Here is a 24,712-nt window from a genome sequence, read left to right as displayed (position 1 = left end):
GGCGACGGGAGAGGTCATCGAACTTCCTCCTGCGCAGGCCGGTCCGTGGCCGACGGCTTCACGCCGGGAAAGTCGCACGAATAGAACTGCTGCACCCAGCGTTGGTACAGCGCAGCAGGCCGTTCCTCGGCCATCAGCCTGAAGCTTCCCGGATGGCCCCGGTGCTCCCAGACGCTCGTGTCCTGGGCCGCCGTGCGGTCGGCCCACACGCCCGCGACCCGTCTCATCAGCGCATAGAGCGGCGTCTGGATCGCTGCAGGCCAGCGCGCAAAGCGTTCGACTTTCATGGCCGTGACCATGCGCAGGGACCAGCGCAGGTGCGCATCGGGTGTCGCATATCCCAGCACGCAGAGCTCCAGGCCGAGCGAAGGCAGCGTGAAGTGCCCATACAGGTTGCCGGCGTCGTAGTTGGTGAGATGCAGAAAGAAGGGCCTGCCCAGCAACCTGGCGGAAAACCGGACCACCAGCAGGTTGTCGACGACGTCGGCCGACATCTGCGGTTGCCGGAAGTTGTGGATCGTGTCGAAGTGGACCAGGTCGACGCTGTTTTCTCCCGAGTTCTGGAAGTACCCGCCATGTTCCTGGTGCACCCAGGCCGGTCGGCTCCAGCCGGTCAGGTCGTGCGTCGGCGGCTCCCACGAGGGGGCGAGCCCTTCGTGATGCACCCACGTGAAGATGACGCCATTGCGCTCACGCATGTGCCGTGCGGTCAGCGCCATGCGGGGCACGGCCCCGGCGCGCCCCGTGTGCACGCAACCGCCCTCGGGACCGAACTGCATGTGATGGAAGGGGCACACCAGGTTCTCCCCCTCGACCCGACCGCCGTGTCCCAGGTGCGCACCCATGTGGGGGCAGTAGGGTTCGACCACGTGGGCGACGCCCGATTGCGTGCGGTACAGGACGATGTCGCGGTCCATCATCGGCCTGACCAGCACCGCACCGCGCTTGAGCTCGTGGCTGAAGCAGGCGGCGAACCACCCGTTCGGATAGGGCAGCACCGCACGTGCGTCGCCGGGCAGGCTCTTCATGTGCGCGGTCATCGGCGGGCGGCTGTTCAGGGCAGCGGGCGGGGACTCGTCGCCGGCAGGATGCACCCTGCGCAAGGGCGACTCCCTCATGACATGGATGGTCGATTCGGACATGGCGGCAGCTCCGGGGGCGATGACATTCGGACGGTGCACCGGCACGCTCAGGCGCCGACCGGGACCGTTTCCTGGAGGCGGTGCGCCCGGTGCCCGGCGCCGCGCCGCAAGGGGTCGTGCTCCCACCACCAGGCCAGCGCCGGCACCGGGATCGGCGTGCCGTCGTCGGGTGGCAAGGCGTTCGCCAGGTCGCCGCCTTCGTAGGCGCGTTCGCCGTCCACGCCGTTCCTGAAGCGGTAGCGGTCGTTGTTCTGGATCCAGTGGAATCCGCCGCGCACGTAGCCGTCGAGCCCGCGGATGTAGTCGCGGACGTCGGGGGCCGCGTCCGAGAGCATGTCTTCTCGCAGCCGCAGGTACAGGCTGAAGACGCTGTTGCGCAGCGCGATGGCCTCGCGGACCGTGTCTTCCTGCGCAAGGCCGCGGCGGTGATGGATCCACGCGCAGAGGCTGTGCTGGCGGCCGTCGGGTTCGCGCGCCAGCTCCTTGCCGTAGGAGTAGATGTCGCTGTCCCAGACGATGAGCATCGCCGCCATCTCCGTCATGGCCATCATGCGACGGCTCTCCATGTCCTGCTGGCGGATGGCGTTGACCGACGCGATGTGCGCCAGCGTCGGAAAGACGATGCCGCCGCCGGAGGCCAGCCGCAGCGTCGCGCAGTCGTTGAACTCGCGGGGCGCTTCGTGCGCCAGCTTGTTCATTTCCACGAAGAAATAGCCGCGCTGAACGTTGACGAACCGCGCACCGTGCAGCGGCGATGCCAGGGCGTCCATGCGCTGGCGCAGGTCGCGCAGCGCCAGGGCGAAGTTGTCGTGCGGGTCGATGGTGTATTCGGGACACTCGATGGCCCGCTGCATGCGGTGCATGGCGAGGGTGGATTCGGCGGGCCTGCGGCTCATGTCGCCTTCGTCGCAGTATTCGTCGTCGAAGGCGAAGGCCCAGATCGTGTAGTCGGCCATGACCTGCAGCAGGGCGTCGGATTTCGCCGCCGGGTACATGAGGGCGGCGAGGCGGCCGCACTCGGTGTGGGTCAGGCGCTCGCAATGCGCGTCGTCGCTGTAGAGCTTCCACTTGATCATCCATGCGGCGGTGGCGGCGTCGAACTTCGGGCTGTCGGGATAGACGGCGAAGGGGAGCGGGCACGCAATTTCTGGCAATCGGACGGGCTTCATGGCGGGTCTTTCAGGAAGTGAGGGGCGGGTGAAAGTTCAGTGCGCGCGGTGGATGACCACATCGGCCAGCTGCCCGAGGCGCCGGGCCCGCGGCCCGAACGGCGCGAGCGCGGCATGGGCGCGTTCGCGCAATTCGGCGGCCAGCGCGCGCGAGGCCTCCAGGCCGAGCATCGACACGCAAGTCGGCTTGTCGTCGTACGCGTCCTTGCCCGCGGTCTTGCCGAGCGTGGCCGTGTCGGCGATCGCATCGAGGATGTCGTCGACGACCTGGAAGGCCAAGCCGATGGCGCTGCTGTAGTCGTCGAGCGCGCGGTACACGCCGGCATTCGCCGGGGAATCGGCTGCGCCGCACAGCGCGCCCATGCGCACCGCCGCGCGGATCAGCGCACCGGTCTTCATGCGGTGCATCTGTTCGAGCGCGGGCTGGCTCAGCGAGCGGCCCGCGCTTTGCAGGTCGATGGCCTGACCGCCCACGAGTTGGCGCGAGCCGGCCGCCTCCGCCAGCTCGCGCACCAGCGCGATGCGGCGCTCGGCGGGCAGCGGCAGCTCGCTCAGCGTGAAGAAGGCCTGCGCCTGCAGTGCATCGCCCACGAGGATGGCGGTGGCCTCGTCGTAGGCCACGTGCACGGTTGGCTTGCCGCGGCGCAGGTCGTCGTCGTCCATCGCGGGCAGGTCGTCGTGCACGAGCGAGTAGGCGTGGATCATTTCGATCGCCGCGCTTGTGGCGTCGAGCGCGTCGGGCGACGCCTCTGCCAGGGCGCCCGCGGCCTGGCACAGCAGCGGGCGGATGCGCTTGCCGCCACCGAGTGCGGCATAGCGCAATGCCTCGTGCAGGCGCGCGGGCAGTGTGTCGGACGTCGGCAGCAGCGCGGCGAGCGCGTGCTCGGTGCGCCGGACGGTGTCGCGCGTCCAGGCGTCGAAGGTCTCGGCCAGTCCGTCATCCGACGCCGGGATCTCGCAGGCTTTGTCTTGCAACAGCGCTTCAGGGGTCATTGCGGCCTCCTGCATTCAGCCCGCCGAGGCGGGCGCGGAACGATCGGTGGTGTTGGGGGGCGCAAAGCGATCGGGATGCCTGCCATCCCCATGCGCTGCGACAAACCTGAGCGGCGAGACTTCATGGTCCGGGGACGCCGGCGGGTAGAACTGCGCAGCCCAGCGCCGGTGGGCCATGATGGGACCATCGCCCGGAACCAACCCCGGTTCGGGGTCGAAGCTTTTCGTGTCCCAGATGCGGCGGTCTTTCAGGTTCTCCCCATGGAACCAGTACTGAAAGACCACGCGGATCAGTCCATAGAGCGGGGCGCTCAGCAGTCTCGGCCAGCGATCCAGCCACGCCAACTGGAATACATGGCGAACCCGGAACGCCCACCTGAGGGGGGCGACGGGCGTGAACATGGCTTGCACATGGGCCCGCAATCCCAGGCTGGGAAATTGCATCATGACCGAGGTGCACCCCAGGCCCAGCCATGCGGCCTGGAAGTGGAGCGATTGATTGCCGACCTTTTGCTTGAAGTCGCATTCCATGCGTGGACCCTCCGTGCGCAGGGGGCCCTGCTCCACCTCCTGAAATCCGTGAAGCGCCCGGAAGTGCATCACATCGGCGAGGTTTTCCGCCGCATCCTGGATGTAGCCGCCCACCTCGAAACTGTCGGTGATCGGATGGGCGAAGCCGCGCAGATCGACGTCCGGAAGCCCCCAGTCGGGGGGGCGCCCCTCACTGTCGCGCCACACGAAGACCGCACCGTTCCACTCGTGCACCTGCCAGCAACTGAGCATGGGCGTACGCAGGGGCCGCTCGCCGTCGGGACGCACGCATCGGCCATCGGGCGCGTACTTCAGCCCATGAAACGGGCAGACCAGGTTCTCGTCTTCGACCTTGCCGCCTTGCCCGAGATGCGCCCCCAGGTGCGGGCAGTACGGGCTGACCACCTTCACTGTGCCGGACTGCGTCCGATAGACCACCAGTTCGCCTCCCATGAAGGAGACCGTGCGGACCGCGCCGGTCTTGACCTCGTCGCTGAAGCACAGGGCGAACCACCCGTTCGGATAGGGCAACGGGCGCCGCATTCCGACGGCTGGGCGCGGCAGGTCCGCCGACATCGCTGGATGCATCTGATTCATGGCATGTCCTTATGGGGCGCGGCGCGGCTGTGGCGAACTGATCCGAATGGAGGTCTGGTCGAAGACATACATCGGCTCAGGTCCTGCGCACAACGAAGCTGAACGGCGGGGCCTTGTCCTTGCAGTGCGTCCAAGAAGCTCATGGCGATGTCGCGCAGTTCCGTGAACGTGGCGGTCTTGCGGCTCGGGGGCAGCGCGTCCAGGTCGTCCTTGACCAGCCCTGCCAGCAGATCACCTCCGGGCTCGACGCGGCGCATGCGTGCCGACAGCGAGGCCATGGCCTGCTCCAGCACGTCGGGCGTGAAGTGCATGGCGGGTCTCATGCGCGAGGCCACGGATCGCCACCGTTTTCCTGGAGGCGGTTGTCGGAAACGGGCGCCCCTGGATAGAACTGGGCCGACCAGCGCCGGAACGCCGCCAACGCCGCGTCACCCGTCATGAGCTTCGGATGCTCGACATGGCGCCGGTTGCTCCAGATCGGGAAGTCGGCGGCGACCACATGGACGAACCATTGGTGCGCCAACTTGATGAGCAGGGCGTACAGCGGCCGGCTCAGCGCCGTCGGCAGGGCGCTCACGCGCGCCACGCGCACGGCGTCGGTCCATCGGAAGGTCCACTTCAAGGGGGCCGTGGGCGTGGGAAAGGCGCAGGTCGTGACCTTGACGCCCAGGCTGGCAACGTCGCTTTCACCCAGCACGTAGCCCAGCCCGTGAGCGATCAGCCGTATCTTGATCTCGACGCCGTGCCAGCGTCCGGTCAGGTGGCTCTCCATCCATTGGGGGCCGGTTTCGTGGTGCATCGCCACGTCGGTGAACCCGTGCAGCCAGGCGAAATGCGCGAGGTCGAAGGAGTTCTCCGCCACGTCGTGGGGATAGCCCTCGAGGTCGAAGCTGCTGCCCCTGGGCTTGGAGAATCCCTGCGTGTCGGCGTCCGGAACCTCCCACTCCGGGGCCTGTCCCGCGTGGTGATGCCAGACCACCACCATGCCGTTGCGCTCCTGCGCGAGCCGCCGTGTCAGCGTTGCGTGGGGCGGCTTCTGGCCGCCGCAGGCGCGCACGCAGGTTCCGTCGGGGGCGAACGCGAGGCCATGGAACGGGCAGACCAGTTCGTCGCCGTTGACCTTGCCGCGGTGGCCCAGGTGCGCGCCCAGGTGCGGGCAAAACGGTTCCACTGCGAAGGCTTCGCCAGCGTGGGTGCGGTAGACCACCAGTTCCTGCCCCATGAACGGGACGGTGCGCACATCGCCCCGCTTCAGTTCGTGGCCGAAGCACACGCCGAACCACCCATCCGGAAAGGGCAGCACGCGCCGGCCGCGGATGAGCGCGTCCGATGCCCTCGGACCGCTGCGCTCGGTCGGGCGCAGGTCGCGCACCACGGCGGCGTTTGTCATGCGGCCACCGCGCGCGGCTTGTGGACGTAGTTTTCCTGCGTCGCGTTGAAGAGGCGCCCGGCTTCCCGGGCCGGTTCCACCAGCTGGTTCGGGTGGAAGTCGCCGGTGGCGCTGTTGGCGCTTTGACGCGCGGGGTCGTATCGCCACCACCACTGGATCGACGCGATCGGCACCGGCTCGAAGCTCTTGTCGTGGGGCTGGTCGGCCGGCCCGCCGCCGTCGAAGCAGGGGCTCGTGTCCTCCGCGCTGAGGCAGCGGTAGCGCTCGTCGATCCGGTGCCATTCGAGGATGCCGGTCTGGTAGTGGATCAGCGCCTCGATGTAGCGCGCGATTTCCGGCGTGGCATCTTGCAGCAACTGCTCGCGCAACCGCACGAACAGGCCCATGACGCGGTCGTGCATGGCGTTGAGCCAGTTCAGTGCCTGCATGCCGTCGTACCCGAACTCGCGCCGGACGGCGTCGATCACGTTGTGGCCGCGCGTGTCCAGGCTGGCGCGCATGCTCTCCTTGGCATAGGAGAAGAACTCGTTCTCCCAGACCACGAGCGTGGCGGCCATCTCGGTCATGGCCACGATCCGGCGATCGAGGTAGGTGGCCTGGTCGATGTCGATGCCGGCCACGACGTGCCGCAGCACCGGAAAGACCATGCCGCCGCCGCCGGTGAGGCGCAGCAGGACGCATTCGCTCAGGTTGGGGAACATGCAGGCGGCCTTCACCATCTCGGCCATGAAGTACCCCTTCTGCGCCTCGACCACGCGCCCCACCTGGTCGGGCGTGGCGTGCTGTTCGAGGCGGATGCGCAGCTCCTGCATCGACAGGCTGTAGCGGTCCGTCGGGTCGACCGGATGCTCCGGGGACTCGAGCGCGCGGCTCATGCGCGCGGCGGCCATGATCATGGCTTCCGGCTTCTTCGTGACGGGCGCTTCGTCGCACCACTCATCGTCGTAGGCGAAGGCCCAGGCCATCCAGTCGGACGCGATCTGGATGAGCGCGTCGGTGCCGGTCGGATAGGCCAGCGCGGCCAGGCGGCCCCAGCCGGCGCGCACCATGCGGCGCTTCTGGGGCTCGTCCCAGTAGAGCTCCCAGTGTTCGAGCCAGTCCGCGGTGTCCTTGTCGAACTGCGTCACCTTGGGATGCATGACGTGCTGGAACGGGCAGTACATCGGGGGGAGCGTGATCAAGGTTCTCATGGGGTTCACCGGGTTCCTTCCGAAGGGACGGCGCAATGCGCACCGGTTCAGGACGCGGACCTGCGCGCAATCACGCTGTACGTCGACACCTTGTTCTTGATCAGCGCAACCGACCAGTTCTCGGCCAGCACGCGCAGCTCTTCGAGCGGCGCGGGGATGTTATTGGCGGTGAAGTGGCGCTCGATGTTGGCCTTGGAGTCCATGAGCCAGTGCGCCACGTCGATGTTGGACGGCAGCACTTGCATGTCCTGCACGGGAAAGCCGTTGTCTTCCAGCACCTGGCGGAAGTACGCGGGCGTCTTGCGGTGCTTGCAGGCCAGGCGGTCGACCTCGTCGGAGGTGTCGGACGTGTAGTTGTCTGGCGCCACGTTGTAGAGGTTGTCCGAAATGATCACCTGCCCGCCGGGGCGCACGCGCGTGGCGAGCTTCTTCATCGTGCGTTCGTACAGGTCGTCCGGAAAGTGCGAGATGACGCCGCGGATGATCACCAGGTCGAAGGGCACCTGCGGGTCGGGCAGCAGGTCGACGTCCTGCGCGTTGCACTGGTAGAGCGTGATGCGGTCGGTGAGGCCCTGCTCGGTGTGGAAGCGGGCGCAGTGCTCCAGCTGCGAGCGGCTGACGTTCACGCCCTCCAGCCGCTGGCATTCCGGGAAGCGGGTGGCCAGGTGCTTGAGGATGTAGCCCCAGCCGCAGCCGATGTCCAGGATGCGGTGGACGGGGCGGCGGTCGGGGCCGGTGAGTCCCGCCAGCTTCAGCTGCCGGTCGAAGTACTTGATGCCCGACTCGTCCAGCGAGATCGGCTGCGGCGACTCGGGGTCGTCGTACACGCCGAACTGGAACAGCAGGTAGTCGCCGATGGCCTTGCGCCAGTCTTCGGGGTTGTCCTGGTAGGTGTATTCGACCTTGGCCTGGTAGGCGCTGACCTCGCTGCCCCGGATCACGCGCAGCGAGGGCGGGGCGGGGGTATCGACGCGGCGGGCGGTGGCTGTGCTCATCGGGTTCTCCTGTGACGACTTCAAGGACGGGACGGTGGGTTTTCTTTCAGGAAACAAGGCTCATGCGAGCCGTGCGGAACGCGGGGGCGTTGGCATCGAAGAACGCCTGGATCGACTGCACCAGCCCGTCGGCATCGAGGCCGTGGGCGGTGAGCAATCGGGCGCAGTCGCCGTGCTCGACGAACTGGTCGGGCAGGCCGAGTTGCAGCGACGGAATCAGCACGCCTTGCGCGGCCAGCGATTCGAGGCAGGCGGCGCCGGCGCCGCCCATCACGCAGCCTTCTTCGACGGTGACGAGCACGTCGTGCGTCTCGGCGAGCGACAGCACCAGACCAGCATCGAGCGGCTTGATGAAGCGCATGTTGGCGACGGTGGCGTCGAGCCGTTCGGCGGCGGCCAGGCTCGGCGCGACCATGGTGCCGAAGGCGAGGATGGCGATGCGTGCGCCCATCGGCTGCGTCGATTCGCGCCGCACGTGGCCGCGGCCGATGGGCAGCGGCTGCATCTCGCGCACCGTCTGCGCACCGGGTCCGCTGCCGCGCGGGTAGCGCACGGCGGCGGGGCCGTCGTGGCGCAGCGCGGTGTGCAGCATCTGGCGGCACTCGTTCTCGTCGGACGCAGCCATCACGACGAGGTTCGGAATGCAGCGCAGGTAGGCGATGTCGAAGGCGCCCATGTGCGTCGCGCCGTCGGCACCGACGATGCCGGCGCGGTCGACCGCGAACACGACCGGCAGGTTCTGCAACGCCACGTCGTGGATCAGCTGGTCGTAGGCGCGCTGCAGGAAGGTCGAGTAGATGGCGACCACGGGTCGCATGCCTGCCGCTGCCAGCCCCGCAGCGAAGGTCACGGCGTGCTGCTCGGCGATGCCGACATCGAAATAGCGTTCGGGAAAGCGGCGCTCGAACTCCATCAGGGCCGAGCCCTCGCGCATGGCCGGCGTGATGGCGACCACGCGCGCATCGGCATTGGCCTCGTCGCAGAGCCAGTCGCTGAAGACCTGGGCGTAGGTCGGCTTCGCAGGCGTGGTGGCCGGGGCGCTCTTGATACCGGCGACGGGATCGAACTTGCCGGGGCCGTGGTACAGGACCGGGTCCTGCTCGGCCGGGCGGTAGCCGTGGCCCTTCTGCGTGACGATATGCAGCAGCTGCGGCCCGGGTTGCGCCTGCAGCCGCTGCAGCGCGGGGACGAGCGCGCCCAGGTCGTGGCCGTCGATGGGGCCGGTGTAGTGGAAGCCGAATTGCTCGAACAGGGTGGCGGGCGACAGGCCGAGGTCCGAGGGCTCGCAGGGGTCCAGCGCCGGGCGCATGGCGCGCAATCTTTGCCGGCTGGCTTCATTGGCGCAGGCGTAGGCGCGCTCTGAAATCAATCCGCCCAGATAAAGGCGCAGCATGCCGACCGGCGGTGAAATCGACATGTCGTTGTCGTTCAGGATCACCAATAAACGGCCGCAGGCCTGCGTATTGTTCATGGCCTCGAAGGCCATGCCGGCACTCAGAGCACCGTCGCCGATCACCGCAATGGCGTGGTCGGTCGAATTGGAAATTCGGGCGGCCTGTGCAAATCCCAGCGCGGCGGAAATCGAGGTGCTGGAATGCGCGGTGCCGAAATGGTCGTGCTCGGATTCGGCGCGGCGTGGAAATCCGGAAATGCCGCCGAATTGACGCAAGGTGGCCATGGCCTGGCGCCGGCCTGTCAGGATCTTGTGGGCGTAACTCTGGTGGCCGACGTCCCACACGATGCGATCGCGCGGTGTGTCGAACACGTAGTGCAGGGCAACGGTCAGCTCGACCGTGCCGAGGTTGGAGGCGAAGTGGCCGCCCGTGCGGGACACGCTGTCGACGATGAATGTCCGCAGTTCATCCGCAAGGCCCGGCAATTGCGCAATGCCGAGCTGGCGCAGCGAATGAGGCGAGTCGATGGCTTCGAGCAAGGCATGCATTCCGGTTTCTCCGTGGGGATGGAAACGCGCGGGCCGTGATGAATGAATTCTTCGTGCGATGCGGATCTGATTATTTTTGGACAAAACAATGCCTTGGAAATTGACCGTTCAATTTCCTTGTCAAAGCCTCCGTGGGAATCCGAAAAACGAGTCGACTCTGTTTTTTAATTTCGAGTCGGGCGAAATCAGGAGGTCAGCGTAGGGGATGGAATTGGCAGGCGCAAGCGAATGCCGCCGCAAATTTTTTGATACCCCGGGTTATTTCCCCCGGAGGTTCTAATCAGTTTTTTGGATGGCGCGACAGGCGCGCGCGACCGTCGCCGCGGCCGTTCGGAAACGGCGGCGGGGCGAGGTCAGGGAGTCAGGGGAGGGTGTGCGCCGACGCCCGTGCGTGGCGGTCAGTCGGGCGGGGCGTCGTCGTCAGACGCCGGCGGCGTGCGCCTGCTGGTCGGCGTGGTAGCTGGAACGAACCATCGCGCCGACAGCGGCGTGGCTGAAGCCCATCTTGTAGGCCTCTTCCTCGAACATCTTGAAGGTGTCGGGGTGCACGTAGCGGCGCACCGGCAGGTGCGAGCCCGACGGCGACAGGTACTGGCCGATGGTCAGCATGTCGATGTCGTGGGCGCGCATGTCGCGCATGACCTGCAGGATCTCTTCGTCGGTTTCGCCCAGGCCGACCATGATGCCGCTCTTGGTCGGCACCTTCGGGTGCAGCGCCTTGAACTTCTTCAGCAGGTTCAGGCTGAACTGGTAGTCGCTGCCGGGGCGCGCTTCCTTGTACAGGCGCGGCGCGGTCTCGAGGTTGTGGTTCATCACGTCCGGCGGCGCGGCCTTGAGGATCTCGAGGGCGCGGTCGTCGCGGCCGCGGAAGTCGGGCACCAGAATTTCGATCTGCGTCATCGGCGAGAGCTCGCGGATGTTCGTGATGCAGTCGACGAAGTGCTGGCTGCCGCCGTCGCGCAGGTCGTCGCGGTCGACGCTGGTGATCACCACGTACTTCAGGCGCAGCTTGGCGATGGTCTTGGCGAGGTTGAGCGGCTCGTCCTTGTCCAACGGGTCGGGGCGGCCATGGCCCACGTCGCAGAACGGGCAGCGGCGCGTGCACTTGTCGCCCATGATCATGAAGGTGGCCGTGCCGTTGCCGAAGCATTCGCCGATGTTCGGGCACGAGGCTTCTTCGCAGACCGTGTGCAGGTTGCTTTCGCGCAGGATCTGCTTGATCTCGTAGAAGCGCGTGGTGGGGCTGCCGGCCTTGACGCGGATCCACTCGGGCTTCTTGAGCACTTCGCCGGTCTGCACCACCTTGACGGGGATGCGCGACAGCTTGGCCGCGGCCTTCTGCTTGGCCAGGGGGTTGTAGTTTTCGGCGCTCTGGGCGTCGCGGACGACTTCGGTGGTGCTCATTGGATTGCTACGGTGCCAGGAAGGTGATGAGCTTCTGGCCCAGCACGCCGGCAGCTTCTTCCCATGTGGTTTGGACGCCGATTGTAGAAAGGTCGACCGTTTTCAGCCCCGCGTAGCCGCAAGGGTTGATGCGCGAGAAGGGTTCGAGGTCCATCGCGACATTGAGCGACACACCGTGGTAGGTGGCGTGGCGGCTCACCTTGATGCCCAGCGCGGCGATCTTGCCCAGGCCCCGGAACGGGTCGGCGCCGGGCATCGGGCCGGTGAGCGCGGCGTGCGAGAACGCGTCGTCCAGGCGCACGTAGATGCCCGGGGCGCCGGCCACGCGGTGGCCGGTTACGCCGAAATGGGCGAGCGTGCGCAGCACCGATTCCTCGATGCGGTACACGTATTCCTTGACGTAGTAGCCGGCGCGCCGCAGGTCGATGAGCGGGTACGCCACCACCTGGCCGGGGCCGTGGAAGGTGACCTGCCCGCCCCGGTCGGTCTGCACGACCGGGATCGGGCCGGGCGCCAGGAGGTGGTCGGTCTTGCCCGCCAGCCCCTGGGTGAACACGGGGTCGTGCTCGCAAATCCACAGCGCGTCGGGGCTCTCGGGTGTGCGCTCCTGCGTGAAGCGCTGCATCGCCGCATAGGTGGCGAGGTAGTCGGCCCGGCCGAGCGACTGCGCTTCGATGGTCAAAGAACGACCTTGACCGACGGGTGCGACGACAGCGCGCGGTACAGGTCGTCGAGCTGCTCGCGGCTGGTGGCCGTGACGGTGATGGTCACGCCCAGGTAGTTGCCGGCCTTGCTGTCGCGCAGCTCCACCGTGGTGGCGTCGAAGTTGGGGTCGAAGCGCTCGGCGATCTGCGTGATCGCGTGCACCAGGCCGTCGGTCTTGACGCCCATCACCTTGATCGGGAACTGCGAGGGGTACTCGATCAGCGATTCCTTGCGCGGATCGGGGATCGGGGCCGTGTCGTCGGCGATGTCGTTGACGTCGGTCGGGGGCGTGGTGTTGTCGGTCATGCAAGGGCTCCTGGCTTCTCAGCGTTGCGTTGCTTGGCCTGTTGGTAGGCGGCATACAAGCTCTGGTAGATGGGGCCGGGACGGCCATTGCCAATGGGGCGGCCGTCGAGCGTGGTGACCGGCAGCACCTCCTTGGTGGCGGAAGACAGCAGCAGCTCGTCGGCGCCGAACACTTCGTCACGCGACACGCGCCGCAGTGCAAAGGGAATGCCGCTGTCCTGGCACAGGCGCTCGAGCAGGCCGTAGCGGATGCCGGTCAGCACGAGGTTGTCTTTGGGCGGGCCGATGAGCGTGCCGTCCTTCACGATCCACACGTTGCTCGAAGACGCCTCGCTGAGCGAGTCGCCACGGAACATCACGGTTTCGGTCGCGCCGGCCTCGACGCTGATCTGCCGTGCGAGCACCGCGCCCAGCAGGCTGGTGCTCTTGATGTGGGCCTTTTGCCAGCTGAAGTCGTCGGCGGTGACGCAGGTCACGCCCTTGGCGCGCACCGCATCGGCCACCGGCGGCAGGGGGTTCACCATCGCGAACACCGTGGGGCGCAGGCCGCGCACCATCACGTGATCGCGTGGTGCGACGCCGCGCGAGACCTGGAAGTAGATCGCCTGCGGTGCCGTGCCCAGCGGCGCAGCGAGCTGCATCGCAATGGCGCGCCATTCGTCGCGCGAGTAGGGGTTGTTGATCTGCAACTCAGCCAGCGAACGCTCGAGGCGCGCGATGTGCTCGTCGAAGCAGAAGGGCACTCCGAAGTACACAGGGATGACTTCGTAGATGCCGTCGCCGAAGATGAAGCCGCGGTCGAGGACGCTGATCTTCGCGTCGCGCAGGGGGGTGAATTCGCCGTTGAGAAAGCACGGCGTGTCGGGCAGTGCCGAGGTGATGTCTTGCATCCGCAAATTATGGGCGGACGCCACACTCGGTGCAGAACTGTCGACGAAGTGTCACGTTATGGCGGGACCCCGCTAGGTTTTACTTATAATCAATGGCTTTGTAAAATTCTCCGGGGACAAACACGGGGTGCATTCGAATGACAACCAACGCCCCTGTCCCTGAGGTTGACGCCGAAGAATCCGATTTCAAGCCACTCACGGCCGAAGAGGCCCAGAAGTTGCGCGAGCAAAACCCCGAGCTGTCACCCTGGTGGGTGATCGCAGCCCAAGTGGCTGCAGGTGTGGTGGTGGCTTGCCTGGCGTGGATCTGGACGGCGCGATCCGAGGCTGCAATCTCGGCGTTTTACGGAGCCATGACAGTAGCGATCCCTGCGGCCTTGTTTGTCCGCGGTGTCCGGCGCAAGCCGGGCATGCCGTCGCAGGCTGTCATGTTGAGGTTTTTTGTGTGGGAGATGATCAAGATCGCGTTGACCGTAGCCTTGCTGGCCGCGGCGCCGTGGCTGATCGGGGGGCTCGTCTGGCTGGCCATGGTGGCTGGCGTGGTGGTCGCCATGAAGATGTACTGGGTGGCACTGTTGGTGCGGCCCAAATTTTTGAACCGGATTTGACTGTTTTGGAAGAGAGACGCTGAAAGATGGCCGCCGAAGGACACGCCCCGACCGCGAGTGAATACATCGTTCACCACCTCCAGCACTGGCAAGTCGACTGGAGCCTCAAGCCCGTCGTTCAATCCGCCATTGTTGACTTCAACGTCATCAACCTCGACTCGGTGCTCTATGCACTGATCATCGGCGCATTGGGCTGCTTCGTGCTGTGGCTGGCTGCCCGCAAGGCAACGCCCGGCGTGCCCGGGCGTTTCCAGGCGGCGGTCGAAATCCTGGTCGAGATGGTCGACAACCAGGCCAAGGCCAACATTCACAACGCCGCGAGCCGCAAGTTCATTGCCCCGCTGGCGCTCACCGTGTTCGTCTGGATCTTCCTGCTGAACGCGATGGACATGCTGCCGGTCGACCTGCTGCCGGCCGTCTGGACCCAGGTCTACTCGGCCATGGGCCACGATCCGCACCACGCCTACATGCGCGTCGTGCCGACCGCCGACCTCTCGACCACGCTCGGTCTTTCCACCTCCGTGCTGCTCCTGTGCCTGTTCTACAGCGTCAAGGTCAAGGGCCTGGGCGGCTGGGGCCACGAGCTGATCACCGCGCCTTTCGGTGCCCACCCGCTGTTGTGGCCCATCAACCTGCTGATGCAGGTCATCGAGTACCTGGCCAAGACGGTTTCACACGGCATGCGGTTGTTCGGCAACATGTATGCAGGCGAGCTCGTCTTCATGCTCATCGCCCTCATGGGCGGTGCCATGGCGGCCTCGTTCTCCGGTGTGATGCTGCCCATCGGGCACATCATTGCCGGCACTGTCTGGGCGATCTTCCACATCCTGGTGATCACGCTGCAGGCTTTCATCTTCATGATGCTGACCCTGATCTATCTGGGCCAGGCGCATGAGGCGCATTGAGTTTCCCTTTTTCTTTTCGTTTGCTTTAAATCTGTTCTAAGGAGTCATCATGGAAAACATTCTCGGTCTCGTCGCTCTCGCTTGTGGTCTGATCGTCGGTCTCGGCGCCATCGGTGCTTCCATCGGCATCGCGCTGATGGGTGGCAAGTTCCTGGAATCGTCGGCCCGTCAACCTGAGCTGATGAACGACCTGCAGACCAAGATGTTCATCTTGGCTGGTCTGATCGACGCGGCTTTCCTGATCGGCGTGGCCATCGCTCTGCTGTTCGCCTTCGCCAACCCGTTCGCCGCGACCCTGCTGGCCAACCTGCCCAAGTAAGCCGGTTCAACGCCACTCCAGAAAGGTGTTGCCGTGAGTATCAACGCGACCCTGTTCGTTCAGGCCATCGTCTTCTTGCTGCTGGTGCTGTTCACGATGAAATTCGTGTGGCCGCCCATCGCAAAGGCTTTGGATGAACGCGCACAAAAGATCGCTGCGGGCCTGGCGGCCGCCGAGAAGGCCAAGGCTGAACTCGCTTCCGCCAACCAGCGCGTCGAGCAGGAACTGGTTCAGTCTCGCAACGAGACCACCAGCCGCCTGGCCGATGCCGAGCGCCGCGCCCAGCAGATCATCGAAGAGGCCAAGGGCCGTGCAACGGTGGAGGCCAACAAGATCGTGGCCGACGCGCACGCCGAAGCCCAGCAGCAGTCCGTGCGTGCCCGTGAGGCCCTGCGTGAGCAGGTCGCTGCACTGGCCGTCAAGGGTGCCGAGCAGATTCTCCGCAAGGAAGTCAATGCCGGTGTCCACGCCGACCTGCTCCAGCGCCTGAAGACCGAGCTCTGAGGACGATATGGCCGAACTTGCGACCATTGCCCGCCCCTACGCGGACGCGCTCTTCGAGGCTACTTCGAGCGACCTCGAAGGCACGGCCGGCTGGATCGGCCAGCTGGCCGCCCTCGCTGCCGATCCGCAGCTCCTGCAGTTCGCTGCCGACCCGAAGGTGTCGCAGGACCAGGTCTTCGACCTGATCTCCGGCCTCCTGCCGCAAGCCTTGCCGGACGCCGGCAAGAACTTCCTGCGCACGGTGATCGACAACGGACGGCTCGCTGCATTGCCCGAAGTCGCGGCCCAGTACCGCGAGCTCAAGAACGCCAAGGGTGGCACGTCCGACGCGGTGATCTACAGCGCCTTCCCGATCGACGCGGCGAGTCTCGCCGAAGTCGGCGCAGCGCTGCAGCGCCGTTTCGGTCGTCCGCTGAACACGCGTGTGGAGTCCGATCCTTCGCTGATCGGCGGCATCCGTGTGGTGGTGGGGGACGAAGTTCTCGACACCTCCGTCAAGGCGCGTCTCGAACAAATGAAAGCAGCGCTCACCGCCTGAGGCGGCGAGCCGCGGTTGGCCCTATTTATTGAAAGAAGGAAAGAGTCATGCAACTCAATCCCGCAGAAATTTCCGAACTGATCAAGAGCCGTATCGAAGGCCTTGGCGTCAGCGCCGACATCCGCAACCAGGGCACCGTGGTCTCGGTGACCGACGGCATCGTGCGCGTGCACGGCCTGTCGGACGCGATGCAGGGCGAAATGCTCGAGTTCCCGCCCACGGCTGACGGCACACCGTCGTTCGGCCTGGCGCTGAACCTCGAGCGCGACTCGGTCGGCGCCGTGATTCTGGGCGAGTACGAGCACATCTCCGAAGGTGACACCGTGAAGTGCACGGGCCGCATCCTGGAAGTGCCCGTGGGCCCCGAGCTCATCGGCCGCGTGGTGAACGCACTGGGTCAGCCGATCGACGGCAAGGGTCCGATCAACGCCAAGATGACCGACGTGATCGAAAAGGTCGCTCCCGGCGTGATCGCACGGAAGTCCGTCGACCAGCCGATGCAGACCGGCCTGAAGTCGATCGACTCGATGGTGCCCGTCGGCCGTGGCCAGCGCGAGCTGATCATCGGCGACCGCCAGACCGGCAAGACGGCCGTGGCGATCGACGCGATCATCAACCAGAAGGGTCAGAACATGACCTGCGTCTACGTTGCGATCGGCCAGAAGGCTTCGTCGATCAAGAACGTGGTGCGCTCGCTGGAACAAGCCGGCGCGATGGACTACACCATCGTCGTGGCTGCTTCGGCCTCCGAATCGGCTGCCATGCAGTACGTGTCGGCCTACTCGGGCTGCACGATGGGCGAATACTTCCGCGACCGCGGCCAGGACGCCCTGATCGTCTATGACGACCTGTCCAAGCAAGCCGTGGCCTACCGCCAGGTGTCGCTGCTGCTGCGCCGCCCGCCAGGCCGCGAAGCCTACCCCGGCGACGTGTTCTATCTCCACAGCCGTCTGCTCGAGCGCGCAGCCCGCGTGAACGCCGACTACGTCGAAGCCTTCACCAAGGGTGAAGTCAAGGGCAAGACCGGTTCGCTGACCGCACTGCCGATCATCGAAACGCAAGCCGGCGACGTGTCCGCCTTCGTTCCGACCAACGTGATCTCGATCACCGACGGCCAGATCTTCCTGGAAACCAGCCTGTTCAACGCCGGCATCCGTCCCGCCATCAACGCCGGTATCTCGGTGTCGCGCGTGGGTTCGTCGGCGCAGACCAATCTGATCAAGAACCAGTCGGGCGGCATCCGTACCGACCTGGCCCAGTACCGTGAACTGGCCGCGTTCGCGCAGTTCGCTTCCGACCTCGACGAAGCGACCCGCAAGCAACTCGACCGCGGTGCGCGCGTGACGGAACTGCTCAAGCAGACCCAGTACAGCCCGCTGCCGATCTCGCTGATGAATGCCACGCTGTTCGCAGTGAACAAGGGCTTCATGGACGACATCGAAGTCAAGAAGGTGCTCCCGTTCGAACACGGCTTCCACCAGCTCCTGAAGACCAGCCACGCTGCGCTGCTCGAGACCATGGAAAAGCACGGTGCCAAGTGGGATGCCAAGCCCGCCAAGCCGGACGACAGCGCAGAAAAGCAGGCCTTCAAGAAGGTGTGCCAGGACGCCGAAGCCGAACTGCTGGCCGCCGCCACCTCGTTCAAGAAGTCGTTCGCCTGATCGACCCCTTGACCGACGCAAGAAGGAGTTCATATGGCAGCTGGTAAGGAAATCCGCGGCAAGATCAAATCGGTGGAAAACACCAAGAAGATCACCAAGGCCATGGAAATGGTCTCGGTTTCCAAGATGCGCAAGGCGCAAGAGCGCATGCGTGCCGCCCGCCCCTACAGCGAGAAGATCCGCAACATTGCGGCGAACCTTGGCAAGGCGAATCCCGAGTACACGCACGCCTTCATGAAGAAGAACGACGCCAAGGCGATCGGCTTCATCATCGTGACGAGCGACAAGGGCCTGTGCGGTGGCTTGAACACCAACCTGCTGCGCGCCGTGACGGGCAAGCTGCGCGAAGCGCAGGCAGCTGGCGTGGCGATCGAGTCGGTCGCCATCGGCAGCAAGGGCCTCGGCTTCCTGAACCGCATCGGCGCCCGCGTGGTCGCGCATGTCACCCACCTGGGTGACACGCCGCACCTGGACAAGCTCATCGGCCCGGTCAAGACGCTGCTCGACGCTTACGCGGAAGGCAAGCTCTCGGCCGTGTACCTGTGCTACACGAAGTTCATCAACACGATCAAGCAGGAGCCGCTCGTCGAGCAGCTGCTGCCGCTGGCCGAAGACTCGCTGAAAGTCGAGGAAGGCCAGCATTCGTGGGATTACATCTACGAGCCCGATGCGCAAAGCGTGATCGACGAGCTGCTGGTCCGCTATGTGGAGTCGCTGGTCTACCAGGCCGTGGCAGAGAACATGGCGTCCGAGCATTCGGCGCGGATGGTGGCCATGAAGGCTGCCACCGACAACGCAGGCAATGTGATCAGCGAGCTGAAGCTGGTCTACAACAAGACCCGCCAGGCCGGCATCACCAAGGAGCTCTCGGAAATCGTTTCGGGCGCTGCGGCGGCCGCCGGTGTCTGAGCCCTTCGGACCTCAACAGATTTAAATTTTTATCGGAGCAGACATGGCTCAAGCAGAAGCAGTTCAAGGCAAGATCGTTCAGTGTATTGGCGCTGTGGTCGACGTGGAATTCCCGCGCGACAAGATGCCCAAGATCTACGACGCCCTCAAGTTCGAAGGCAGCGCACTGACGCTCGAAGTCCAGCAGCAGCTCGGCGACGGCGTGGTCCGCACGATTGCGCTGGGTTCTTCCGACGGCCTGCGCCGCGGCCTGATCGTGACCAACACGCAAGCCCCCATCACCGTGCCCGTGGGCAAGGCGACGCTGGGCCGCATCATGGACGTGCTGGGCGCGCCCATCGACGAGCGTGGTCCGGTCGACCAGACGCTGACCGCCTCCATCCACCGCAAGGCTCCCGCGTACGACGAACTGTCGCCGTCGCAAGACCTGCTGGAAACCGGCATCAAGGTGATCGACCTGGTGTGCCCGTTCGCCAAGGGCGGCAAGGTGGGCCTGTTCGGTGGCGCCGGCGTGGGCAAGACCGTGAACATGATGGAACTCATCAACAACATCGCCAAGGCTCACTCGGGTCTGTCGGTGTTCGCGGGTGTGGGCGAACGTACCCGTGAAGGCAACGACTTCTATCACGAGATGGCCGACTCCGGCGTCGTGAACCTCGAGAAGCTCGAAGACTCCAAGGTCGCCATGGTCTACGGCCAGATGAACGAGCCCCCGGGCAACCGTCTGCGCGTGGCCCTGACCGGCCTGACCATCGCCGAGTCGTTCCGCGACGAAGGCCGCGACGTGCTGTTCTTCGTGGACAACATCTACCGCTACACGCTGGCCGGTACCGAAGTGTCGGCACTGCTGGGCCGCATGCCTTCCGCCGTGGGCTACCAGCCGACGCTGGCCGAAGAAATGGGCCGTCTGCAAGAGCGGATCACGTCGACCAAGGTCGGCTCGATCACCTCGATCCAGGCCGTGTACGTCCCTGCCGACGACTTGACCGACCCGTCGCCCGCCACGACCTTCGCCCACCTGGACTCGACCGTGGTGCTGTCGCGTGACATCGCTTCGCTCGGTATCTACCCCGCCGTGGACCCGCTGGACTCGACCTCGCGCCAGCTCGACCCGAACGTGGTCGGCGAAGAGCACTACAACGTGGCCCGCGCCGTGCAAGGCACGCTGCAGCGCTACAAGGAACTGCGCGACATCATCGCGATTCTGGGCATGGACGAACTGGCTCCCGACGACAAGCTCGCCGTGGCTCGCGCCCGCAAGATCCAGCGTTTCCTGTCGCAGCCGTTCCACGTGGCCGAAGTGTTCACGGGTTCGCCGGGCAAGTACGTGCCGCTGTCGGAAACCATCCGCGGCTTCAAGATGATCGTGAACGGCGAAGCCGACCACCTGCCGGAACAAGCGTTCTACATGGTCGGCACCATCGACGAAGCGTTCGAAAAGGCCAAGAAGGTCGCGTAAAGCGGCGCACTCGACCGCCTGGCTTCGTTGCCGTGCTCGCCGTACCCATGTACGGCTGTGCGCGGCGCCTCACCAGACGGCCGACTGCTTGCTTTCCGCCCCCTTCTTCAAACAGGGCAAAGGACAACAGATGGCAAACACTATTCATGTGGACGTGGTCAGCGCGGAAGAGTCGATCTTCTCGGGCGAAGCCAAGTTCGTCGCGCTGCCCGGTGAAGCCGGTGAGCTCGGCATCTATCCGCGCCACACGCCGCTGATCACGCGCATCCGTCCCGGTGCCGTGCGCATCGAGACGGCGGACGGCGGCGAAGAGTTCGTCTTCGTGGCCGGTGGCATCCTCGAAGTGCAGCCTGACGCCGTCACCGTGCTGTCCGACACTGCGATCCGCGGCAAGGACCTCGACGACGAGAAGGCCAACAAGGCCAAGGCGGCCGCCGAGGAAGCGCTGAAGAACGCGAAGAGCGACATCGACATCGCGATGGCGCAGTCGGAGCTGGCCGTGATGGCTGCGCAGATCGCTGCGCTGCGCAAGTACCGCCAAAAGAAGTAAATCAAAGCCGCTGCCTTCGGGCAGAAGCAAAGAAGGAAGCCACCCTCGGGTGGCTTTTTTTCGTCCCGCCTTTTCCGGGTTGCGCGCCTGTTTGGTTTGAAATAGGTCGAAGTTAAGCCTTGCCCGGCTGAAGATGCGCTCCTAGTATTCGCCTTCGCCCGGTGGCCGATCGCTTGATCGTTCGACCGGCGCCTTTCCAAAAAAGAGCGGAGACAAACGCGTGGCACCCTGGAGCGGCATCACGACCGACGAAATGCGGTTGCTGGAATCGACCTTCTGGTCGGCCGGCGGCTCGCGCCATGCCATGGCCGAACAGCTCGGGTTTTCCAAGAGCAAGGCCAACGGCCTGATCGCCGGCCTGGTCGACCAGGGCCTGCTCGCCGAAGCCGGCCTGCAGCGCTCCTCGGGCGGCCGCCGCGCAGAAAACCTCCAACTCAATGGCGACCTCGGTGTGCTCGTCGGCATCGACATCGGCGCCACCAGCCTCGACGTCGCGGTGCTGCGCCCCGACCTCACGGTGCTGGCCCAGCATGAAGAAGCCGCCGACGTGCGCGAAGGCCCGGCCGTGGTGCTGGCCCGTGTGCGCGTGTTGATGCGCGAGTTGCTGGCCCGCTGCGGCCAGAGCGCCAGGAACGTCATGGGCATCGGCATCGGCGTGCCCGGCCCGGTCAACTTCGAAATCGGCCAGCTCGTGAACCCGCCGCTCATGCCGGCATGGGACAGCTTCTCGATCCGCGACTACCTGCGTGAAGACTATGCCGCGCCGGTGTTCGTCGACAACGACGTCAACCTGATGGCGCTCGGAGAACTGTGGCGGCTGCGCCGCTCGCTGTCGAATTTCCTCGTCATCAAGATCGGCACCGGCATCGGCTGCGGCATCGTCTGCCACGGCGAGGTGTACCGCGGCGCGGCGGGTTCGGCCGGCGACGTGGGCCACATCTGCGTCGACCAGGAAGGTCCGCGCTGCCACTGCGGCAACCTGGGCTGCGTCGAGGCGATGGCAGCCGGCCCCGCGATCACGCGCATGGCGATGCAGGCGGCCGAAGCCGGCGAAAGTGCGACGCTGGCTGAGTGCCTGCGCACGCGCGGGCGCATCGACGCCTTCGACGTGGGCCAGGCCAGCCGCGGCGGCGACCCGGCGGCCAACGCCATCATCCAGCGCGCGGGCAGCCTCATCGGGCAGATGCTTGCGTCGGTGGTCAACTTCTTCAATCCGTCGCACGTGTTCATCGGCGGCGGCATCACGCGCATCGGGCCGCTGTTTCTCGCGGCGGTGCGCCAGAGCGTTTACCAGCGCTCGCTCGCGCTGTCGACGCGGCACCTCGAGATCCAGTACACGCCGCTGGGCACGCAGGGCGGCCTCGTCGGCGCGGGCGTGCTGGCGATGCAGGAAACACTCAAGGCCCGAGGGGTGGCGCCATGACCGCCGTGGAAACCAACAAGGGCAGCGTGGCCGTCGAGTTCGACGGCGTGATGAAGGCTTTCGGCCCGGTGCAGGTGCTGCACGGCGTGAGCTTCGCGCTCGCGCCGGCTCGCGTGTACGGCCTGCTCGGCGAGAACGGCGCGGGCAAGTCCACGCTGATGAAGATCCTGTCGGGCTACGAGTCGCTCACCGGCGGCACGTTGCGCATCAACGGGCAACCGCAGCAGTTCACGAGCTCGCGCGATGCCGAGGCGCTGGGCATCGTGCTGATCCACCAGGAGTTCAACCTCGCCGAAGACCTCAGCGTGGCGCAGAACATCTTCCTGGGCCACGAAAAGAAAAAAGGGTTCCTGCTCGACGACGCAGCGATGGAGCGCGATGCCGCCGCCGCACTCGCCGCCGTCGGCCTGGCCATCGACCCGCGCACCAAGGTGCGCCGGCTCATCGTCGCCGAGAAGCAGCTCGTCGAGATCGCGAAAGCCATCGCCCGCCGCGCGCGCCTGCTCGTCATGGACGAGCCCACCGCCACGCTCACGCCCGGCGAGACCGAGCGCCTGTTCAAGCTCATCGCGCAGCTGCGTGCCGATGGCGTGACCATCGTCTACATCTCGCACAAGCTCGACGAAGTGGAGCAGGTCACCGACGAGGTGATCGTGATGCGCGACGGCCGCTTCGTGGCGCGCGCGCCCACGCCCGAGGTCTCGCGCCAGCAGATGGCCAACCTCATGGTGGGCCGCGAACTCGCCGACCTGTACCCGCCGCGCGACCTCGTCGTGGCGGCCGACAAGCCCGCCCTGCGCGTGCGCAATTTCAGCGTGCCCGGCTGGGCGCAGGACGCGAGCTTCGAGGTGCGCCCCGGCGAGATCCTCGGCTTCGCGGGCCTCGTCGGTGCGGGCCGCACCGAGCTGTTCGAAGGCCTGCTCGGGCTGCGCCCCGCCAGCGGCACGGTCGAGATGCGCGGCGAGCCCGTGCCGCATGGCAAGGGCTGGCGCAACCCGCGCGATGCCGCGAAGCACGGCCTGACGTACCTCAGCGAAGACCGCAAGGGCAAGGGCCTGCACGTGCACTTCGGCCTGCGCCAGAACCTCACGCTGATGGCGCTGGAGCGCTATGCGCAGCCCTGGCTGAAGCCCGACGCTGAACGCATCGCGCTCGCCGAAGCGGTGAAGGACTACGGCATCCGCACCGGCTCGCTCGACGTGCGCGCCTCGTCGCTGTCGGGCGGCAACCAGCAGAAGCTCGCGCTCGCCAAGGTGCTGCAGCCGCAGCCCAAGGTGGTGGTGCTCGACGAGCCCACGCGCGGCGTCGACGTGGGCGCCAAGCGCGACATCTATTTCCTGATCCAGCGACTCGCCCGCGAAGGCCTCGCGGTGATCGTCGTCTCGTCCGAGCTGATGGAACTGATCGGCCTGTGCCACCGCGTCGCGGTGATGCGCGCGGGCCGGCTCGTTGCCACGCTGGACGCGACCCACCTGACTGAAGAGGAGCTCATCGCTCATGCCACCGGAACCGCAGACACCTCCACCGCAGCCTGAAGCAGCCGCAGCAACAGCTGCTGCTGCAGCGCATCGCAGCGAGGCCAAGCCGCGCTGGACCGAGCGCCTGCACGGCCTCGGTCCGGTCATCGGCCTCGTGCTGCTGTGCATCGCAGGCACGCTGCTCAACAGCGACTTCGCGACCGTCGACAACGCGATGAACGTGCTCACGCGCACCGCCTTCATCGGCATCATCGCGGTGGGCATGTGCTTCGTGATCATCTCGGGCGGCATCGACCTGTCGGTGGGCTCGATGGCCGCGCTCATCGCGGGCAGCGTGATCATGTTCATCAACTGGGCCGGTCCCGCGTCGGGCTCGCCGCTGATGGCGGTGATGATGGGCGCGGTGCTCGCCGTGGTGCTCGGCGCGCTGTTCGGCCTGGCACACGGCCTGCTCATCACCAAGGGGCGCATCGAGCCCTTCATCGTGACGCTGGGTACGCTAGGCATCTTCCGCGCGTACCTCACATACTTTGCCGATGGCGGCGCGCTCACGCTCGACAACGAGCTGTCCGATCTCTACGCGCCGGTGTACTACGCAAGCCTTGCGGGCATCCCGGTGCCGGTGTGGGTGTTCGTGATCGTCGCGATCATCGGCGGCGTCATCCTGAACCGCACCGCCTACGGGCGCTATGTGCAGGCCATCGGCTCCAACGAGCAGGTGGCGCGCTACGCGGCTGTCGACGTCGACCGCGTGAAGATCCTCACCTACGTGCTGCTCGGCGTGTGCGTGGGCATTGCCACGCTGCTCTACGTGCCGCGCCTGGGCTCGGCCTCGCCGACCACCGGCCTGCTGTGGGAGCTCGAAGCCATTGCCGCGGTGATCGTCGGCGGCACTGCGTTGAAGGGCGGCGCGGGCAGCATCACCGGCACGGTGGTGGGCGCGATCCTGCTCTCGGTCATCAGCAACATCCTGAACCTCACCAGCATCATCAGCGTGTACCTGAACGCGGCGGTGCAGGGCTTCGTGATCATCGTCGTCGCGTTCCTTCAACGCGGTCGGCGCTAGTTTTTCGTTTGTTCGTTCGTTCCGTTCCCGTTCCACCC

Annotated in this window: 25 protein-coding genes; 12 read left to right on the top strand and 13 right to left on the bottom strand. The window is 65.9% G+C overall.

The window, feature by feature from the left end:
• Nucleotides 1-14 precede the first annotated feature (14 nt).
• The 13 genes from RZE79_RS27955 to RZE79_RS27895 all read right to left on the bottom strand — a co-directional run bounded on the left by RZE79_RS27955 (nucleotide 15) and on the right by RZE79_RS27895 (nucleotide 13,254).
• Nucleotides 15-1,040, bottom strand: coding sequence for a Rieske 2Fe-2S domain-containing protein (locus tag RZE79_RS27955; protein WP_319357740.1), 1,026 nt, complete (start codon nucleotides 1,038-1,040; stop codon nucleotides 15-17).
• 149 nt (nucleotides 1,041-1,189) lie between these two features.
• Nucleotides 1,190-2,311 (bottom strand): hypothetical protein, encoded by a 1,122-nt coding sequence (locus RZE79_RS27950; protein ID WP_319357739.1) that lies wholly within the window; start codon nucleotides 2,309-2,311, stop codon nucleotides 1,190-1,192.
• 36 nt (nucleotides 2,312-2,347) lie between these two features.
• Nucleotides 2,348-3,304 carry a farnesyl diphosphate synthase gene (locus tag RZE79_RS27945; RefSeq protein ID WP_319357738.1) on the bottom strand — a complete coding sequence of 319 codons (957 nt, stop codon included), beginning with the start codon at nucleotides 3,302-3,304 and terminating at the stop codon, nucleotides 2,348-2,350.
• A gap of 15 nt (nucleotides 3,305-3,319) precedes the next feature.
• Complete coding sequence (locus RZE79_RS27940) at nucleotides 3,320-4,432, bottom strand: Rieske 2Fe-2S domain-containing protein (protein WP_319357737.1); 1,113 nt, start codon at nucleotides 4,430-4,432, stop codon at nucleotides 3,320-3,322.
• Nucleotides 4,429-4,743: a hypothetical protein gene (locus tag RZE79_RS27935; RefSeq protein WP_319357736.1), complete on the bottom strand. Its 315-nt coding sequence runs from the start codon at nucleotides 4,741-4,743 to the stop codon at nucleotides 4,429-4,431. Before RZE79_RS27935 ends, RZE79_RS27940 begins: the two co-directional genes overlap by 4 nt.
• Nucleotides 4,744-4,751: 8 nt before the next feature.
• Nucleotides 4,752-5,822: a Rieske 2Fe-2S domain-containing protein gene (locus RZE79_RS27930; RefSeq protein WP_319357735.1), complete on the bottom strand. Its 1,071-nt coding sequence runs from the start codon at nucleotides 5,820-5,822 to the stop codon at nucleotides 4,752-4,754.
• Nucleotides 5,819-7,012, bottom strand: a complete 1,194-nt coding sequence (locus tag RZE79_RS27925; protein WP_319357734.1) for a hypothetical protein — start codon at nucleotides 7,010-7,012, stop codon at nucleotides 5,819-5,821. Before RZE79_RS27925 ends, RZE79_RS27930 begins: the two co-directional genes overlap by 4 nt.
• A 47-nt stretch (nucleotides 7,013-7,059) precedes the next feature.
• Entirely contained in the window at nucleotides 7,060-8,007 is a 948-nt protein-coding gene (locus RZE79_RS27920; RefSeq protein WP_319357733.1) for a class I SAM-dependent methyltransferase, read from the bottom strand.
• A gap of 46 nt (nucleotides 8,008-8,053) precedes the next feature.
• A complete protein-coding gene (gene dxs, locus RZE79_RS27915) occupies nucleotides 8,054-9,949 on the bottom strand; it encodes a 1-deoxy-D-xylulose-5-phosphate synthase (protein ID WP_319357732.1) in 1,896 nt (631 codons plus the stop codon).
• A 420-nt stretch (nucleotides 9,950-10,369) separates the two neighbouring features.
• Nucleotides 10,370-11,353: a lipoyl synthase gene (gene lipA / locus RZE79_RS27910; protein ID WP_099793436.1), complete on the bottom strand. Its 984-nt coding sequence runs from the start codon at nucleotides 11,351-11,353 to the stop codon at nucleotides 10,370-10,372.
• 7 nt (nucleotides 11,354-11,360) lie between these two features.
• Nucleotides 11,361-11,978 carry a lipoyl(octanoyl) transferase LipB gene (gene lipB / locus RZE79_RS27905; RefSeq protein ID WP_319361315.1) on the bottom strand — a complete coding sequence of 206 codons (618 nt, stop codon included), beginning with the start codon at nucleotides 11,976-11,978 and terminating at the stop codon, nucleotides 11,361-11,363.
• 53 nt (nucleotides 11,979-12,031) lie between these two features.
• On the bottom strand, nucleotides 12,032-12,364 hold the full coding sequence (locus RZE79_RS27900) for a DUF493 family protein (protein ID WP_319357731.1): 333 nt from the start codon (nucleotides 12,362-12,364) through the stop codon (nucleotides 12,032-12,034).
• Complete coding sequence (locus tag RZE79_RS27895; RefSeq protein WP_319357730.1) at nucleotides 12,361-13,254, bottom strand: D-amino acid aminotransferase; 894 nt, start codon at nucleotides 13,252-13,254, stop codon at nucleotides 12,361-12,363. Before RZE79_RS27895 ends, RZE79_RS27900 begins: the two co-directional genes overlap by 4 nt.
• A gap of 137 nt (nucleotides 13,255-13,391) precedes the next feature.
• Between RZE79_RS27895 and RZE79_RS27890 the strand changes: the two genes are divergently transcribed.
• The 12 genes from RZE79_RS27890 (at nucleotide 13,392) to RZE79_RS27835 (ending at nucleotide 24,674) form a co-directional block, all read left to right on the top strand.
• Nucleotides 13,392-13,862, top strand: coding sequence for an ATP synthase subunit I (locus RZE79_RS27890; protein WP_056576477.1), 471 nt, complete (start codon nucleotides 13,392-13,394; stop codon nucleotides 13,860-13,862).
• Nucleotides 13,863-13,888: 26 nt separating this feature from the next.
• Nucleotides 13,889-14,767, top strand: coding sequence for a F0F1 ATP synthase subunit A (gene atpB / locus RZE79_RS27885; RefSeq protein WP_319357729.1), 879 nt, complete (start codon nucleotides 13,889-13,891; stop codon nucleotides 14,765-14,767).
• A 49-nt stretch (nucleotides 14,768-14,816) separates the two neighbouring features.
• A complete protein-coding gene (gene atpE / locus RZE79_RS27880; RefSeq protein WP_056576471.1) occupies nucleotides 14,817-15,086 on the top strand; it encodes a F0F1 ATP synthase subunit C in 270 nt (89 codons plus the stop codon).
• 33 nt (nucleotides 15,087-15,119) lie between these two features.
• Nucleotides 15,120-15,590 (top strand): F0F1 ATP synthase subunit B, encoded by a 471-nt coding sequence (locus tag RZE79_RS27875; protein ID WP_056576467.1) that lies wholly within the window; start codon nucleotides 15,120-15,122, stop codon nucleotides 15,588-15,590.
• Nucleotides 15,591-15,597: 7 nt separating this feature from the next.
• Nucleotides 15,598-16,128, top strand: coding sequence for a F0F1 ATP synthase subunit delta (locus RZE79_RS27870; protein WP_153281815.1), 531 nt, complete (start codon nucleotides 15,598-15,600; stop codon nucleotides 16,126-16,128).
• 47 nt (nucleotides 16,129-16,175) lie between these two features.
• Nucleotides 16,176-17,789: a F0F1 ATP synthase subunit alpha gene (atpA, locus tag RZE79_RS27865; protein WP_319357728.1), complete on the top strand. Its 1,614-nt coding sequence runs from the start codon at nucleotides 16,176-16,178 to the stop codon at nucleotides 17,787-17,789.
• Between the two features lie 33 nt (nucleotides 17,790-17,822).
• On the top strand, nucleotides 17,823-18,698 hold the full coding sequence (atpG, locus tag RZE79_RS27860) for a F0F1 ATP synthase subunit gamma (protein ID WP_319357727.1): 876 nt from the start codon (nucleotides 17,823-17,825) through the stop codon (nucleotides 18,696-18,698).
• A 43-nt stretch (nucleotides 18,699-18,741) separates the two neighbouring features.
• Nucleotides 18,742-20,157, top strand: coding sequence for a F0F1 ATP synthase subunit beta (atpD, locus tag RZE79_RS27855; protein ID WP_062480184.1), 1,416 nt, complete (start codon nucleotides 18,742-18,744; stop codon nucleotides 20,155-20,157).
• A gap of 130 nt (nucleotides 20,158-20,287) precedes the next feature.
• The gene (locus RZE79_RS27850) at nucleotides 20,288-20,707 is read left to right on the top strand and encodes a F0F1 ATP synthase subunit epsilon (protein ID WP_062480186.1); all 420 of its coding nucleotides are present in this window, start codon (nucleotides 20,288-20,290) and stop codon (nucleotides 20,705-20,707) included.
• Nucleotides 20,708-20,960: 253 nt separating this feature from the next.
• Entirely contained in the window at nucleotides 20,961-22,130 is a 1,170-nt protein-coding gene (locus RZE79_RS27845; protein ID WP_319361313.1) for an ROK family protein, read from the top strand.
• The gene (locus RZE79_RS27840; protein ID WP_319357726.1) at nucleotides 22,127-23,665 is read left to right on the top strand and encodes a sugar ABC transporter ATP-binding protein; all 1,539 of its coding nucleotides are present in this window, start codon (nucleotides 22,127-22,129) and stop codon (nucleotides 23,663-23,665) included. The genes RZE79_RS27845 and RZE79_RS27840 overlap by 4 nt, the downstream gene beginning before the upstream one ends.
• Entirely contained in the window at nucleotides 23,628-24,674 is a 1,047-nt protein-coding gene (locus RZE79_RS27835) for an ABC transporter permease (RefSeq protein WP_319357725.1), read from the top strand. Before RZE79_RS27840 ends, RZE79_RS27835 begins: the two co-directional genes overlap by 38 nt.
• Nucleotides 24,675-24,712: the final 38 nt, after the last annotated feature.

Origin of the sequence: Variovorax sp. EBFNA2, from assembly GCF_033802765.1 — a bacterium.
In the GTDB taxonomy this organism is placed as follows: Bacteria; Pseudomonadota; Gammaproteobacteria; order Burkholderiales; family Burkholderiaceae_C; genus Variovorax; species Variovorax paradoxus_H.
Note: the sequence above shows the minus strand (reverse complement) of the source record. Positions and strands in the feature narration are given on the sequence as shown.

Bases quoted from the DNA above. Each gene is read 5' to 3' on its own strand.
- RZE79_RS27925 (WP_319357734.1), bottom strand. From the start codon at position 7,012: ATGAGAACCTTGATCACGCTCCCCCCGATGTACTGCCCGTTCCAGCAC.
- RZE79_RS27845 (WP_319361313.1), top strand. From the start codon at position 20,961: ATGCGGTTGCTGGAATCGACCTTCTGGTCGGCCGGCGGCTCGCGCCAT.
- RZE79_RS27935 (WP_319357736.1), bottom strand. From the start codon at position 4,743: ATGCACTTCACGCCCGACGTGCTGGAGCAGGCCATGGCCTCGCTGTCG.
- atpB (WP_319357729.1), top strand. From the start codon at position 13,889: ATGGCCGCCGAAGGACACGCCCCGACCGCGAGTGAATACATCGTTCAC.
- RZE79_RS27870 (WP_153281815.1), top strand. From the start codon at position 15,598: ATGGCCGAACTTGCGACCATTGCCCGCCCCTACGCGGACGCGCTCTTC.
- RZE79_RS27895 (WP_319357730.1), bottom strand. From the start codon at position 13,254: ATGCAAGACATCACCTCGGCACTGCCCGACACGCCGTGCTTTCTCAAC.
- dxs (WP_319357732.1), bottom strand. From the start codon at position 9,949: ATGCATGCCTTGCTCGAAGCCATCGACTCGCCTCATTCGCTGCGCCAG.
- atpG (WP_319357727.1), top strand. From the start codon at position 17,823: ATGGCAGCTGGTAAGGAAATCCGCGGCAAGATCAAATCGGTGGAAAAC.
- RZE79_RS27900 (WP_319357731.1), bottom strand. From the start codon at position 12,364: ATGACCGACAACACCACGCCCCCGACCGACGTCAACGACATCGCCGAC.
- RZE79_RS27945 (WP_319357738.1), bottom strand. From the start codon at position 3,304: ATGACCCCTGAAGCGCTGTTGCAAGACAAAGCCTGCGAGATCCCGGCG.
- lipB (WP_319361315.1), bottom strand. From the start codon at position 11,978: ATGCAGCGCTTCACGCAGGAGCGCACACCCGAGAGCCCCGACGCGCTG.
- atpA (WP_319357728.1), top strand. From the start codon at position 16,176: ATGCAACTCAATCCCGCAGAAATTTCCGAACTGATCAAGAGCCGTATC.
- RZE79_RS27920 (WP_319357733.1), bottom strand. From the start codon at position 8,007: ATGAGCACAGCCACCGCCCGCCGCGTCGATACCCCCGCCCCGCCCTCG.
- lipA (WP_099793436.1), bottom strand. From the start codon at position 11,353: ATGAGCACCACCGAAGTCGTCCGCGACGCCCAGAGCGCCGAAAACTAC.
- RZE79_RS27890 (WP_056576477.1), top strand. From the start codon at position 13,392: ATGACAACCAACGCCCCTGTCCCTGAGGTTGACGCCGAAGAATCCGAT.
- RZE79_RS27840 (WP_319357726.1), top strand. From the start codon at position 22,127: ATGACCGCCGTGGAAACCAACAAGGGCAGCGTGGCCGTCGAGTTCGAC.
- RZE79_RS27955 (WP_319357740.1), bottom strand. From the start codon at position 1,040: ATGACCGCGCACATGAAGAGCCTGCCCGGCGACGCACGTGCGGTGCTG.
- RZE79_RS27930 (WP_319357735.1), bottom strand. From the start codon at position 5,822: ATGACAAACGCCGCCGTGGTGCGCGACCTGCGCCCGACCGAGCGCAGC.
- atpE (WP_056576471.1), top strand. From the start codon at position 14,817: ATGGAAAACATTCTCGGTCTCGTCGCTCTCGCTTGTGGTCTGATCGTC.
- RZE79_RS27850 (WP_062480186.1), top strand. From the start codon at position 20,288: ATGGCAAACACTATTCATGTGGACGTGGTCAGCGCGGAAGAGTCGATC.
- RZE79_RS27950 (WP_319357739.1), bottom strand. From the start codon at position 2,311: ATGAAGCCCGTCCGATTGCCAGAAATTGCGTGCCCGCTCCCCTTCGCC.
- atpD (WP_062480184.1), top strand. From the start codon at position 18,742: ATGGCTCAAGCAGAAGCAGTTCAAGGCAAGATCGTTCAGTGTATTGGC.
- RZE79_RS27835 (WP_319357725.1), top strand. From the start codon at position 23,628: ATGCCACCGGAACCGCAGACACCTCCACCGCAGCCTGAAGCAGCCGCA.
- RZE79_RS27940 (WP_319357737.1), bottom strand. From the start codon at position 4,432: ATGAATCAGATGCATCCAGCGATGTCGGCGGACCTGCCGCGCCCAGCC.